Source organism: Granulicella sp. L56 (assembly GCF_009765835.1).
In the GTDB taxonomy this organism is placed as follows: Bacteria; Acidobacteriota; Terriglobia; order Terriglobales; family Acidobacteriaceae; genus Edaphobacter.
In genome coordinates this window covers 1,672,336-1,684,828 of record NZ_LMUS01000006.1, presented here as the reverse complement: position 1 = coordinate 1,684,828, position 12,493 = coordinate 1,672,336, and the positions used below count along the sequence as shown (strand labels likewise).

13 protein-coding genes are annotated in these 12,493 nt (G+C 59.4%); 11 read left to right on the top strand and 2 right to left on the bottom strand.

Annotated features, from left to right (window positions below; translation table 11 throughout):
* Positions 1-9: 9 nt before the first annotated feature.
* From GSQ81_RS14780 to GSQ81_RS14750, 7 genes are all read left to right on the top strand, one after another.
* On the top strand, positions 10-645 hold the full coding sequence (locus tag GSQ81_RS14780) for a hypothetical protein (RefSeq protein WP_158911452.1): 636 nt from the start codon (positions 10-12) through the stop codon (positions 643-645).
* Positions 646-714: 69 nt separating this feature from the next.
* Positions 715-1,491: a gamma-glutamyl-gamma-aminobutyrate hydrolase family protein gene (locus tag GSQ81_RS14775; protein ID WP_158911451.1), complete on the top strand. Its 777-nt coding sequence runs from the start codon at positions 715-717 to the stop codon at positions 1,489-1,491.
* A 304-nt stretch (positions 1,492-1,795) separates the two neighbouring features.
* Positions 1,796-2,800: an aldo/keto reductase gene (locus tag GSQ81_RS14770; protein ID WP_158911450.1), complete on the top strand. Its 1,005-nt coding sequence runs from the start codon at positions 1,796-1,798 to the stop codon at positions 2,798-2,800.
* A gap of 235 nt (positions 2,801-3,035) precedes the next feature.
* Complete coding sequence (gene rsmG, locus GSQ81_RS14765; RefSeq protein ID WP_158911449.1) at positions 3,036-3,638, top strand: 16S rRNA (guanine(527)-N(7))-methyltransferase RsmG; 603 nt, start codon at positions 3,036-3,038, stop codon at positions 3,636-3,638.
* Positions 3,639-3,826: 188 nt separating this feature from the next.
* Positions 3,827-4,858 carry a ParA family protein gene (locus GSQ81_RS14760; protein ID WP_318523795.1) on the top strand — a complete coding sequence of 344 codons (1,032 nt, stop codon included), beginning with the start codon at positions 3,827-3,829 and terminating at the stop codon, positions 4,856-4,858.
* Positions 4,859-5,039: 181 nt separating this feature from the next.
* Positions 5,040-5,960 (top strand): ParB/RepB/Spo0J family partition protein, encoded by a 921-nt coding sequence (locus tag GSQ81_RS14755; RefSeq protein ID WP_158911448.1) that lies wholly within the window; start codon positions 5,040-5,042, stop codon positions 5,958-5,960.
* 295 nt (positions 5,961-6,255) lie between these two features.
* A complete protein-coding gene (locus tag GSQ81_RS14750; protein ID WP_158911447.1) occupies positions 6,256-7,023 on the top strand; it encodes an isoprenylcysteine carboxylmethyltransferase family protein in 768 nt (255 codons plus the stop codon).
* Positions 7,024-7,346: 323 nt separating this feature from the next.
* On the opposite strand, the gene GSQ81_RS14745 is transcribed toward GSQ81_RS14750, so the two are convergent.
* Positions 7,347-7,643, bottom strand: a complete 297-nt coding sequence (locus tag GSQ81_RS14745) for an HU family DNA-binding protein (RefSeq protein WP_158911446.1) — start codon at positions 7,641-7,643, stop codon at positions 7,347-7,349.
* A gap of 86 nt (positions 7,644-7,729) precedes the next feature.
* Here GSQ81_RS14745 and GSQ81_RS14740 point away from each other — a divergent pair, with 86 nt between their 5' ends.
* Positions 7,730-8,131 (top strand): hypothetical protein, encoded by a 402-nt coding sequence (locus GSQ81_RS14740; protein WP_158911445.1) that lies wholly within the window; start codon positions 7,730-7,732, stop codon positions 8,129-8,131.
* Between the two features lie 64 nt (positions 8,132-8,195).
* On the opposite strand, the gene GSQ81_RS14735 is transcribed toward GSQ81_RS14740, so the two are convergent.
* On the bottom strand, positions 8,196-8,537 hold the full coding sequence (locus tag GSQ81_RS14735; RefSeq protein WP_158911444.1) for a hypothetical protein: 342 nt from the start codon (positions 8,535-8,537) through the stop codon (positions 8,196-8,198).
* A gap of 19 nt (positions 8,538-8,556) precedes the next feature.
* On the opposite strand from GSQ81_RS14735, the gene GSQ81_RS14730 reads away from it, so the two are divergent.
* From GSQ81_RS14730 to GSQ81_RS14720, 3 genes are all read left to right on the top strand, one after another.
* Positions 8,557-9,333 (top strand): hypothetical protein, encoded by a 777-nt coding sequence (locus GSQ81_RS14730; RefSeq protein ID WP_158911443.1) that lies wholly within the window; start codon positions 8,557-8,559, stop codon positions 9,331-9,333.
* 223 nt (positions 9,334-9,556) lie between these two features.
* A complete protein-coding gene (locus tag GSQ81_RS14725) occupies positions 9,557-11,149 on the top strand; it encodes a diguanylate cyclase (RefSeq protein WP_158911442.1) in 1,593 nt (530 codons plus the stop codon).
* Positions 11,150-11,442: 293 nt separating this feature from the next.
* On the top strand, positions 11,443-12,465 hold the full coding sequence (locus GSQ81_RS14720) for an LLM class flavin-dependent oxidoreductase (RefSeq protein WP_158911441.1): 1,023 nt from the start codon (positions 11,443-11,445) through the stop codon (positions 12,463-12,465).
* Positions 12,466-12,493 lie beyond the last annotated feature (28 nt).

Sequence of the window (12,493 nt, the reverse complement as noted above, 5' to 3'; positions counted from 1 at the left end):
CCCTATGGTTTGTCATTCCCGAAGGGAATCTGCGTTTTGCTCGAATCACCAAAACTATATCTTGAGGATAAAAAGCGCCCCTGCCGCTATGATGGCGTCATGGAAATCGTCGCCGCGCAGAAAGATGTTCGCGAAACGTTCATGGGCGGCTTTGCGGGTCAGCTCGTCTCGGCTGTGTTGTGGTCTGTGTCCGCTGCAGCGTGCACATGGCACTCATTCCTGCTTGGAGAGTGGATCCTCATTCTAGGTGGGTTCCTGATCTTTCCTCTGACCCAACTGCTGCTCCGTAGCATGGGGCATGCCTACGCCTTGCCCAAGGGACACCCCATGAACGCACTTGGGATCCAGGTCGCGTTCACTCTGCCGTTGACGCTGCCGCTGGTGATCGGCATTGCAGCACTTCACCCCGTATGGTTCTATCCAGCGTTCATGATTGTCCTGGGGGCTCACTATCTTCCATTCATCTTTATGTACGGCATGTGGCAATTTGGTGTTCTCTCCGCAACGCTGATCGTGAGTGGCGTTGCGATCGCCATGTACGTGCCTGCCCCTGTCAGCCTTGGTGCCTGGCTCACAGCCGTTCTTCTGTTTGCCTTCGCGTTTGTTGGTCGTCGCGTTGCGTTCTCAGATATTTCCGCTGCTTGAAACCGTCCTTAATCGGTGCCACCGGTGTAGATCGTCGTTAAGCCGTAAGCCGTATCATAAAGACCAGCTATGAAGCCGCGCATCGCCATTCCGCTCCCCACCAGCACCGACGCCGAGTACAACCGCATTGCCTGGCCCGTCTACGCCGCTGCCATCGAAAAATCAGGCGGCCACCCCGTAGAAATCCCCCTCAACCTCTCCCCGCGTCAGACCGCCGACCTCATCAACACCTGCCAGTCCGTTTTGCTGCCCGGCAGCCCCGCCGATGTCAACCCGCACAAATACGGCCACGACCCCGTCCCCGAGTGCAAACCAGCCGACGCGGGCCGCGAGAATGTAGACGAGCTGCTCATTCAGGACGCCCACAACCTCTATAAGCCCATCTTCGCCATCTGCTTCGGCACGCAGTCGCTGAACGTCTGGCGCGGCGGCACCCTCGTGCAGCATCTCGCCCCCATGCCGGTGAACCACCCCGCCGGGCGCAGCGTGGCCGTCGCCCACACTGCCGCCATCGCGCCCGACTCCCTGCTCGCCACCATGATTCCTCTTGAAGAGGCTCCCGAGCAGGACGGCTACCTCCGCCTGCCCGTCAACTCCAGCCACCACCAGGCCATCGGCATCCCCGGCGACGGCCTCCGCGTCTCGGCCCGTTGTCCGCAGGACGCCGTCATCGAAGCCGTCGAGGGCGGCCAAACGCCCGACAGCAGCCACTTCGTTCTCGGTGTCCAGTGGCATCCCGAGCGCAGCTATGAGATCAGCGCTGCCTCCCGCGCCCTCTTCCACCGCTTTATCGCTGAGGCCACTGCGTGGATTCCCCGCTCCATCCATATCTCGGTCTCGAAGTAGAGGCAGTGTTCCACGTGGAACATTCCTGAACCACCCCCTTCGCACAAAACCACGTCATCTCGACCGAAGGCGTGCAGCTTTATCGCACGCCGCAGTGAGAGACCCCTGTATTTGCATTGGCTCGTTCGACCAAAAGAATCACGTCATTGATAGTGTGGGGGTTAATGGCGATACAAAACAAATACAGGGGTCTCTCCACTACGCTGCGCTCCGGTCGAGATGACGTGCTTTATGGCACGGCTTTGAAGCGACAATGATTGCGCCAACCGCACCATAACTCTCCTGCCCGCCATCTAACCCCTTTATGAGCATGGAAAAGGTAAAGTTAGGTTCACAAGGGGCAATCGTCTCCCGCATGGGTCTCGGTTGTATGGGTATGAGTGAGTTTTACGGCGAGCGCAACGATGAGGAGTCGGCAGCGACCTTGCTGCGTGCCCTCGATCTCGGCATCAATTTTCTCGATACCGCCGACGTCTACGGTATCGGCGACAACGAGGAGCTTATCGGGAAAACCATCGCCAGCCGTCGCGACGAGGTCTTTCTCGCCACTAAATTCGCCAACCTCCGCACCAAGGCAGACCCAAACACATGGTCGCTGAGCGGAAAGCCCGAGTACGTTCGCGCCGCCTGCGATGCCTCGCTCCAGCGCCTCGGCCTCGACCACATCGACCTCTACTACCAGCACCGCGTCGATCCCAATACTCCCATTGAAGACACGGTCGGAGCCATGGCGGAACTGGTAAAGCAAGGCAAAGTAAGGTACTTAGGGCTATCCGAGGCGTCTCCGGCGACCATTCGCCGCGCCCATAAGGTGCACCCCATTACTGCGCTCCAGACCGAGTACTCTCTGTGGGAGCGCCACGTCGAGGCCGAGATTCTGCCCACGGTACGCGAGCTTGGCATCGGATTCGTTCCGTATAGCCCGTTGGGTCGCGGCTTTTTGACCGGAACCATCGCCAAAGTGAGCGATCTGGGCGAAAAGGACACCCGCAACGCTCGATATCCCCGTTTCAGCAACGAGGCCCTCGCACAAAACCAGGTTCTGGTCGAGCGCGTTCGTGCTATCGCCGAGCGCAAAGGGGTGAAGGCCGGGCAACTAGCGCTGGCCTGGGTTCTGGCGCAGGGAGAGGACGTTGTGCCGATCCCCGGAACCAAGCGGCGCAAATACCTCGAAGAGAACGCCGCAGCCGCTTCGATCAAGCTGACGCCAGCCGAGGTTGAGGAGCTTGCCGCAGCCGTCCCGCAGGAGGAGATTACGGGTGAGCGCTACGCGGAGGCCAGTTTGAAGTCGATCGATAAGTCAGCTTGATTGGATTGTTCCACGTGGAACATGCAACTACTTAACACCGATCTGCACCGATCACACCGATAAAGCGACCACGAATGCCACGGATTAATACGGAAGAGATAAGCCTTTGCTTTAAAATCCGCACTTATCCCTGGTATTCGTGGTCAACTCTTGTCTTTGATCGGTGTGATCGGTGCAGATCGGTGTTAAGCCTTCCTGCTGTGGCTGCACCCATCTGAGATACTGAACCATCCCCATGGCCACGCTCTCAGAGTCCGTAATTGCAAGCCTGCTACAACCCTACCTCGCGCCGCCTGCGGGCATTCTTCCCCAGCTTTCGGCGTATCTCGACCTTTTGCTTAAGTGGAATGCCCGTACCAACCTGACTGCCATCCGTGATCCGGAAGAGATCGTTCGCCGCCACTTTGGCGAAAGCCTGTTTGCCGCACGGCATCTGGCTGCTGACACGCCGACGCTGCTTGATTTAGGCTCTGGGGCGGGCTTTCCCGGAGTTCCTATTGCTTTGCTGCATCCTGAGATCCAGGTCACCCTTGCAGAGTCGCAGAACAAGAAGGCGAGCTTTCTCCGCGAGGTGGTGCGTACGCTTGGGCTCTCGACCGAGGTCTGGGCCGGCCGGGTGGAGGCGATGCCTGCAGAGCGGCAGTTCCACAGCGTGGCGCTGCGGGCCGTGGATAATATGGCTGTGGCGGTTGCTGCGGCCGAGTCGCGTGCGCTGCGTCAGGTGGTTTTGCTGACAAGTGCGGCCAGTGCTCCGGCGCTGGTGAAGTTTCCTCTACAGACCACGGTTGCTATACCCGGCTCGCAGAGCGGGGTATTGTTGATTGCTTCGCGGGGTTGATGTTCCACGTGGAACATTGGGTGGGTGGCAAGATTTTTGGCGCTTCGTAAACCCACGCCCCAGAATCGGGACATGGGGCACCCAGCTTCGCGCTAATTGTTCCACGTGGAACAAAAGTTTTCCACACCGCGCCACCCCTAACTCCCCTGAATATGCCCGAAAAGGCGGATTCCACAAGTTCTCCACAGATGGCGGCGCTTCTCCACACCGAGAACGATATTGCGCATGCGGCCTATGCCCGATACCCTTTCATCTACCAAGCCATGCCCGAAAATCCTCCATCCAGTAAGCCTCAGCCAAGCGCTCCTTCCGGTTCCAAGCCCACCCCTGAACCATCCGGCGCGACCGGTTCCAAGGTGCTCGCAGTCGTCAATCAGAAGGGTGGAGTCGGCAAGACGACTACCGCTATCAATCTTGCCGCCGCGCTCGCGCTGGAGGGCCTGCAGACCCTGCTGATCGATTGCGATCCCCAGGCGAATACTACCGGCGGCCTCGGCTTCGGGCGCGACGAAGAGCGTTCGAGCATCTACGACCTGCTGATGGGCCATGCCGCTGCCGACAAGATCATCGTGCCGACCGAGGTCGAGAACCTCTCGCTGATTCCCGGCAGCAAAAACCTGATCGGCGCGAACATCGAGCTGGTAGCGCAGGACCGCCGCGAGTACCGGTTGCGCGATGCGCTGGAGCCGGTCCGTGCCAGGTACCCCTTCATCATTTTGGATTGTCCGCCCGCGCTGGATTTGCTGACGCTGAACTCGCTGGTGGCGGCGGATGGGTTGTTGGTGCCGATGCAGGCGGAGTACTTCGCGCTGGAGGGCATCTCGGAGCTGATGTCGACGCTCGACCGGGTGACGCAGTCCTTTAATCCGAAGCTGTCGCTGGAGGGCGTGTTGTTGACGATGTATGACGACCGCACCAACCTCTCGCAGCAGGTGACGGAGAACCTGAAGGGGTTCTTCGCCGACAAGCTGTTGACGACAACGATTCCACGTAACATTCGGCTGGCCGAAGCGCCCAGCCACGGCAAGCCGGTCTCGCTCTACGATCCCAAGTCGCGGGGAGCGGAGGCTTACCGCGAGCTCGCGATGGAGCTGCTGGCGCGCAACCAGATCAAGAGCCCCGAGGAGCAGCGCCGCAAGGCTTCCGCTGCTGCTGCCGCGAGTTCGCTGAAGTCGTTCCAGCAGCCGGAGAAGAAGAGGTTTTGGCGGTCTTCGAAGTAAGGGTTGGAGTTGGATTTTGTGCCGCTTTGAAAACCCACGTCCCAGAAGCGGGACATGGGGCACCCGGCTTTACACCGATTTAGAAAAAGGCAACGGCAAACGCAGGTCCTCCCGCTTTGCGGAAGGATGACAAATCAAAGTCAAGACAGGTCAAGGGAAAGACAACAGAAAGCGTAAAAATATGCCAACCGCTACCACTCACGATCCTAAGCGCCGGGCGCTGGGCAAAGGTCTCGAATCTCTGCTGCCTGCACGTCCGGCAGTCGTTCCCCAGATCGCGGCTACGGCTGCCGTCGAATCGAACGGCAAGCCGCTCGAGATTCCGCTCGACCATATTGAGCGCAACCCCTTTCAGACGCGTACGCGCTTTGATGACGCGAAGATGGCCGAACTGGCCGCTTCGATTGCGGCGACGGGCGTGGTGCAGCCGATCCTGGTGAGGCCGCTGGATGTGCCGAACCGCTATCAACTGATCGCGGGCGAGCGCCGCTGGCTGGCGAGCCGTCGCGTTGGCAAGTCGACGATCCCGGCGATCGTGCGACAGGTGTCGGATGAGCAGACGCTCGAGATCACGATTGTCGAGAATCTGCAGCGTGCCGATCTGAACCCGATGGAGCAGGCGCGGGCGTATCAGCGGTTGAGCCAGCAGTTTCACCTGACACAGGAGCAGATGGCGACGCGCACCGGCAAGGAGCGGGCCAGTGTGGCTAACTTCCTTCGTTTGTTGCGTTTGCCGGAGACGGTGCAGCAGAAGGTGGAGTCCGGCGACCTGAGCTTCGGCCATGCGCGGGCGCTGCTGTCGCTGGATACGGCGGAGTCGATGAGTGCGGCAGCGCAAAAGGTGATTGCGCTGTCTCTGTCGGTGCGGCAGACGGAGACGTATGTTCAGGGGCTGATCAATCCGGAGTCGAAACAGAAGAAGGCGGACAAGGCGAAGCCCGAGGTGGACCCCAATGTTCGCGAGGCCGAGGACAAGCTGCGGCGGACGCTGGGCTTGAAAGTCCAGATCGAAGATAAAAAAGGCAAGGGACGGGTGATTATCGAGTACTCCGGGCTGGAGGATTTTGATGCGATTCTAACTGCGCTGGGTGGGCAGGATTAATTTGTAACTAATTTGGTTACTTATTTTGGGTTGAGGTTTTGTTGGGATCTGCGGTTGAGTTAGAGCGGTTCTCCTCCGGATAAAGCTTTGGTGATTCGAGCAAAACGCAGATTCCCTTCGGGAATGACAAGCGAAAGGAAGCTATCCCTGTTCCCTTGGGGAATGGCAAACAAAAGGAAGCCACACCTGTTTTCTTCGGGAATGACAAGCGAAGAGATTTACACCTGAGAGGAAATAGCTATAGGTGTTGCAGGCGTGGTGGAATGCGAAAGAAAGAGGTCCGCTGAGCGGAGAGATGAAAGCTACAATGTTTGAGTTTCGGTTTCGCTTCCTGATTCACTTCGTCATCATCGTGCTGGGCTTTACGGCGCCGTGGGACCGCTGGCTGCATGTGGACTCGTCTGGCCCTAACGCGCACGTCTGGGGGACGCTGGCGGCCTATCTGGCGATGCTGAAGTCGGGTACGGTCGGCATTGCGACCGCGTTCAACGTGCTGCTGATCGTTGGCATTGTTTGTGCGCTCGCGGGTGCTGCGCTGCGTACATGGGGCTCGGCGTATCTAGGAGCCAATACCGTCAAGGCGCATACGTTTCAGGGCAACGGCGTGGTCGCTTCCGGGCCTTATCGTTTCGTGCGCAATCCGCTCTACCTCGGGACCGTGATCCATGTGCTGGCTCTGGCGCTGCTGATGCCGCCGAGCGGCGCTGTGTTCACGATCGTTGCGATTGTGGTTTTTCAGATTCGATTGATTCTGGGCGAAGAGGCTTTTCTTGCGGCGAAGCTGGGCGAGCCTTATCTGGCCTACTGTGCGCGGGTTCCGCGGCTGCTGCCTGCGCTTACGCCGCGTGTGGCTTCATCGCAGACGCCTGCTGCGTGGGGTACGGCTTTGCTTGGCGAGATTTATATGTGGGGTGTGGCGATTGCGTTTATCGCCGTGGGGTATCGGTATAACGCGTTTTTGATTACGCAGGGCGTGATCGTCTCGCTGGGTGTGTCGCTGGTGGCGCGTGCGCTGATTCCGAAGGCATCGGTGCCGCAGGATGGTGTGACACCGATTGATTAGCACCAATCAAAGGCGAAGACCGACCGCGGCTCTGCGGGGATTTTAAGAACAGGCAACGGCGAGGGCGAAATACAGGGGTCTCTCCACTTCGCTTCGCTTCGGTCGAGATGACGTGCTTTGAGATGCTTCTGGTTGAGATGACGTGCTTTTGTGGTGACGCATCCGATTGCGGTGACGTGCTTTTGTGGCGGCTTCGCTGCCGGTTGTGACGGGTATGTTTGTGGTGGTCTGGGTTGGGCAAAACGATAGCCCGTTGTGCCTCTGCCGGGTGGCAGGGACACAACGGGCTATCGTAGTTCATTCATGATGCTACCGCGACAAAGTTACTTCTTGGGCGGAGCGATCGTGTCCTTGGCAACCTTGGCGACGCGGAACTTGACCACGGTCTTTGCCTTGATCTTGATGGTCTCGCCGGTCTGGGGGTTGCGACCGAGGCGGGCCTTGCGCTCTGCCTTTACCAGCTTGCCGATGCCGGGAATGGTGAACTCGCCGTTCTTCTTGGTCTCTTTGACTGCGGTCTCAGCGAGCAGCTCGATGCCGGCTGCTGCCTGCTTGTTGGTGATCTCGAGCTTCTCCGCCAGGTGGCGAACCAGTGCTGTCTTAGTCATTCCCTTTGCCATGTATTACTCCTTCTTGCGTTCAAAATATAAAAACTCTGGGCCCGCTCGCCTTGCCCGCGTGAAGATCCGGTGAGGAAAAACATCCGTTGCCGGATGCGTGTTCACCAGTGTTCATGCGGGTGCGGAGAACCGTACCGCAATTCACCTTCGGCTTTTCCGAGCGCTTTGTCAACCCGATTTCTTCGGTTTCCACAGGTTTTTTCGGGTTTTTGCCGGTTTTGTTCGGATTTTGGTTCATTTTGGGGCAAAAAGCGGGTAAAAGGCTGAATGGGAGAGGGTGGTTTGAGGTGCTGAAGGCTGACTCAAACTGTGGAAGAATGCCTGGGGAACGTTCGGAAGAACAGGCAACGGCAAGAACAAATACAGGGGTCTCTCCACTACGCCGCGCGATAAAACTGCGCGGCTTCGGTCGAGATGACGTGCCGTTGTGGTTGAAGGAGACCGGTTGTGATGGCGTGGGTTGTGGCTGCGCGCTCGGTTCGAGATGATGATGCGCGTTGTGGCTGAGTGTCCCGGTTAAGGTTAATAGGACGCGCGTGGGATTTTAAATCTCTAGGCTTTGCGTAGCTTGCGCTTGATCCATAGCGTGCCCAGATATCCGAGCGTCAGGACCAGTACAGCGATGCCTACAGGAAGGCCGACCCACTTATAGGTGATGGTGAAGTCGGGCATGCGGCTGGTGGCTGCCTTGTCGAAGAGAAGGACGACGATGGCGCAGAAGGTCGAGGCAAAGAAGGCGGCGAAGGCCACCGCGCCGCTCATAATCAGCGTGGTAAAGAAGCCGAGGTCGCCCAGGGGAATGCCGAAGAGATAGCCTGAGCCGAAGGCGCGGGGAGCAGCCAGTGTTCCGTTCAATGTTCCGTTCAGGGTCCCGTTCTGCGAGGTCTGCGTCATACCAGTAGAATACTGCTTTATGGCAGAGAGCGTTCAGAACGGGTTGATTGAGGCGGCGCAGGTTGCCCGCGAGGCGGTAGCGCAGAAGGCCGCCAACGGTGTCAGCTATGCCGTGTTCGGCGAGAACAGCCTGGAGCAAAAGGACTTCGATCGCATGGTGCAGGCGGTGCCGGTGGCGGTTGCCCATGCGCTTGCGCGGAAGACCTACTACTTTGTGCCGCTTGCGCTGAGCGAGAGCCGGGGCAGCGAGACGACGCTGGTTGCGCCTGCCTTCTCTCCCGAACTGGGCGACCAGGCGACGTGCCACCGCAACGTGACGCTCGATGACGGCGAGGGCGTCTTCATCTCGACCCGGCTGCTGGGCGACCGGTTCGCGCTGGCGTTCGAGTTCTTCATCAACGTCGGCCATGCCTTTGTGGACGTGGCGGGCGTGCCGGAGGAGTTCAACCATCTGGTGTGGACGCAGGCGCTGGCCGATGTGCGCGGAGAGACCAGCCAGGACTCGTGGGAGAGCCGGAACCTGTCGCTCAAGGGCGACCTGAGCTCGGGAAAAGTCGAGGGCAAACCTGCGATCGACGAGAAGGCCAAGTCGAGCTTTCTGGAGTCGGCCTTCTCCGATGCGGTGGCCATCTACCAGTTGTCGCTCTCGGTGGATTTCGACTACTCCGAGCTGCGCGAGCGAGAGTATCCGCTGCTGGCCCCGCAGGCGCTGGCCGACCGGCTGCGGCTGGTGGCAAAGCTCTTTCCGCCGAATCCGAGCTATGAGTTCGCTATCCGTTATCGCCGCCGGGCTTAGGGAGCGGTCGCGTCCTCATCCTAAAGGTTGATTGATTCGCTGTTTGCGAAGGGGAGGGGAGACTCTGCCTGGAACCGGTGCGCTCATCGGGCATCTCTAATCCGTACTTTAGATGCGGAATTACCCGAACTGGGAATTGCTTTCGCTAAAAAACCGTGTAATGTCAGCAAGGCCTGTTAAATGTGGCTTTTTGCATCCTACTTTTACTTGATTGATTGCTGGAATGCTTTTCTTTACTTTTTCTCAGGAAGCAAAAATTCATGTGTTTAATCACCGCGACCCTATGGGACCTTTGTTGAATCGTCCGTTGAAATCGAAGCACGTAATTCTGTTCGCGATGGCGTATCTGGGCCTTCAAGCGGCATGTATCAAGCTGGTTCCTGCCCATGCGATGGGTGTCTCCTACCCGTTCATGATCCTGGCTCCGTGGCTTGCGCTGGCGGTTTGCTGGTGGCACGCCCGCACCCATGCCGTGCGCACGCGCCTGCTCTGGATGCTGCTTTGCGCGGCACTCGCGATCTGGGGCGTGGGAATTCTGTTTGCGGCGCGGGAAGACCTCTCGCTCTACAACCCGATGGCGGGCGCGGACTTCTCCGACTTCCTGTTCTTCGTTTATGGGATGCCAGTGCTGCTGGCAATCTCCTCGCCGACCGAAGGCGAACAGAACGCAGCGTTTGTGTGGCTCGACGCCATTCAGGTGCTGATGACGGCGTTTCTGATCTACGTGGCGGTCTTTTCCGTGCTGCCCTTCGCGCATCGCAGTCAAAATCCGCTCTCGGTCTCGCGGCTTCTGGTGACCTACAACATAGAGGGCTTCGCGCTGGCCGCCGTCGCAACCTTGCGGCTGCTGGCCTATACCACCGACGGCGAAGAGCGGCGCTTCTATCAGGTGCTGTGCAGCTATCTCTGGATCTATGCCGTGCTGGCCGCCCTGTACAACCACATCACCATCTCGACCAACGAGCACACCGGCCTGTACGACCTGCTGACCACGCTTCCTTTTGCTATTCTCTCGGTCGCCGCAGTGGCGCTCTTCGGAGAGTGCGAGGAGACGGTGCAGTCGTCTCGGCGCAAGCCGCTGACCCTGTTCATCGACAACGCCAGCCCCATCTTCTTCACGGTCGCGCTGCTTGTGCTTGGAGCGGCGCTGGTTCGGCAACACTTCTATATCGGGATGAGCGGCATCGCCGTGGCGCTGGCGGTATATGCGGTTCGCGCGACACTGTTGCAGAGCCGCTACATGCAGGCCCAGCACGAGCTGCAGGCCGCCCGCGACACGATGGAGGCGATGTCGTTGACCGACAGCCTGACCGGCGTCGCGAACCGGCGCAGCTTCGACCGCACGCTCGAGGTGGAGTGGCGGCGAGCGGTGCGGCGCAAGAGCCCGCTGTCGCTGCTGATGATCGACGTGGACTACTTCAAGAACCTCAACGACAAGTACGGCCATCCCTACGGCGACGCCTGCCTTATCGAGATCGCACAGGCGCTGCAATCGGCACTGCCGCGCACCGCCGACCTGCTGGCACGCTACGGCGGCGAGGAGTTCGGCGTGATTCTCTCGGCGACAGACGCGCGCGGTGCCGACACGGTCGCGTTCAGGATGCGGGAGTTCGCGCGCGCGCTGCATCTGAAGAACGAGACGCCGATCGGGCAGTTCGTCACCATCAGCATTGGTGCTGCCACGTATGAGTTTCCCCACGACGGCAGCTCGGCCAACCTGATCCAGGCGGCGGACGAAGCGCTCTATCAGGCCAAGCGGCACGGCCGCGACCGGATTGTGTCAGCGGCCAGCGAGATACCTACGAAGATCATGTAACGCAGTTCTTTGATGTTGATTGGGACGCGACTCTTCTAAGAACCTGTCCAGAAACTACAAGTGTGGAGAAAAACAAAGACGAAATACAGGGGTTTCTCCACTGCGCCGCGCGATAAAACTGCGCAGCTTCGGTCGAAATGACGTACATTCGGGTTGCGTCGGACAATTCCCATAGTTTTTGGACAGGTTCTAAAAGCGGCTGGCCGCGCTGGTTAAGTTGCCGTGGCCGGTGCGTGGTGGATTTTGGCTTGTCCAGGGCCGCTCTCTGAGCCGGAACGGTAGACTTAGCTTGCATGAAAAAAATTGGATTTCTCTCATTCGGTCACTGGACGCCTTCGCCGCAGTCCGAGACGCGGTCGGCGGCTGACACTCTTTTGCAGTCCATCGATCTTGCCGTGGAGGCGGAGCGACTGGGGATGGATGGCGCTTACTTTCGCGTTCATCACTATGCGCGGCAACTGGCGTCACCGTTTCCGCTGCTGGCGGCGGTGGGTGCGAGGACACGCACGATTGAGATCGGCACGGCCGTGATCGATATGCGGTATGAGAATCCGCATTACATGGTGGAGGACGCGGGGGCGGCGGACCTGATTGCGGGCGGGCGTTTGCAGTTGGGGATCAGTCGCGGCTCGCCGGAGCAGGTGATCGATGGGTGGCGGTATTTTGGCTATCGTCCGGCCGAGGGCGAGAGCGATGCGGCGATGGGGCGGCGGCATGCCGAGGAGTTTTTTGAGCTGCTGCGCGGCGAGGGATTTGCGCAGCCGAATCCTCGCCCGATGTTTCCAAATCCGCCGGGGCTGCTGCGGCTTGAGCCTTACTCGGAGGGATTGCGCGAGCGTATCTGGTGGGGCGCGGGTTCGAATGCGACGGCGGTGTGGGCGGCGAAGCTGGGAATGAATCTGCAGTCTTCGACACTCAAAGACGATGAGACGGGTGAGCCGTTTCACGTTCAGCAGGCCAAGCAGATTCGCGTGTTTCGTGCGGCATGGAAGGAGGCGGGCCATGCCCGCGCTCCGCGCGTCTCTGTCAGCCGCAGTATCTTCGCGTTGATCGATGACCGTGATCGTGCGTACTTCGGACGGGGAGCTGAGGAAGCGGACAAGGTCGGCTTCATCGACCCCACGACGCGGGCGATCTTTGGGCGTAGCTATGCTGCGGAACCGGATGTGCTGGTGGAGCAGCTTCGAGGAGACGAGGCGATTGCAGAGGCCGATACGCTATTGCTTACGGTTCCGAACCAACTGGGCGTTGCCTACAACGCGCATGTGATGGAGGCGATTCTGACGACGGTGGCTCCCGCACTGGGCTGGCGCTGAATCGCGATTTCGTGTGCCTGTAAGAAGG

Excerpts from the sequence above, each read along its gene's own strand:
- rsmG (WP_158911449.1), top strand. The coding sequence starts at position 3,036 with ATGGCCACGCTCTCAGAGTCCGTAATTGCAAGCCTGCTACAACCCTAC.
- GSQ81_RS14745 (WP_158911446.1), bottom strand. The coding sequence starts at position 7,643 with ATGGCAAAGGGAATGACTAAGACAGCACTGGTTCGCCACCTGGCGGAG.
- GSQ81_RS14775 (WP_158911451.1), top strand. The coding sequence starts at position 715 with ATGAAGCCGCGCATCGCCATTCCGCTCCCCACCAGCACCGACGCCGAG.
- GSQ81_RS14730 (WP_158911443.1), top strand. The coding sequence starts at position 8,557 with ATGGCAGAGAGCGTTCAGAACGGGTTGATTGAGGCGGCGCAGGTTGCC.
- GSQ81_RS14720 (WP_158911441.1), top strand. The coding sequence starts at position 11,443 with ATGAAAAAAATTGGATTTCTCTCATTCGGTCACTGGACGCCTTCGCCG.
- GSQ81_RS14755 (WP_158911448.1), top strand. The coding sequence starts at position 5,040 with ATGCCAACCGCTACCACTCACGATCCTAAGCGCCGGGCGCTGGGCAAA.
- GSQ81_RS14770 (WP_158911450.1), top strand. The coding sequence starts at position 1,796 with ATGAGCATGGAAAAGGTAAAGTTAGGTTCACAAGGGGCAATCGTCTCC.
- GSQ81_RS14760 (WP_318523795.1), top strand. The coding sequence starts at position 3,827 with ATGGCGGCGCTTCTCCACACCGAGAACGATATTGCGCATGCGGCCTAT.
- GSQ81_RS14750 (WP_158911447.1), top strand. The coding sequence starts at position 6,256 with ATGAAAGCTACAATGTTTGAGTTTCGGTTTCGCTTCCTGATTCACTTC.
- GSQ81_RS14735 (WP_158911444.1), bottom strand. The coding sequence starts at position 8,537 with ATGACGCAGACCTCGCAGAACGGGACCCTGAACGGAACATTGAACGGA.
- GSQ81_RS14725 (WP_158911442.1), top strand. The coding sequence starts at position 9,557 with ATGCTTTTCTTTACTTTTTCTCAGGAAGCAAAAATTCATGTGTTTAAT.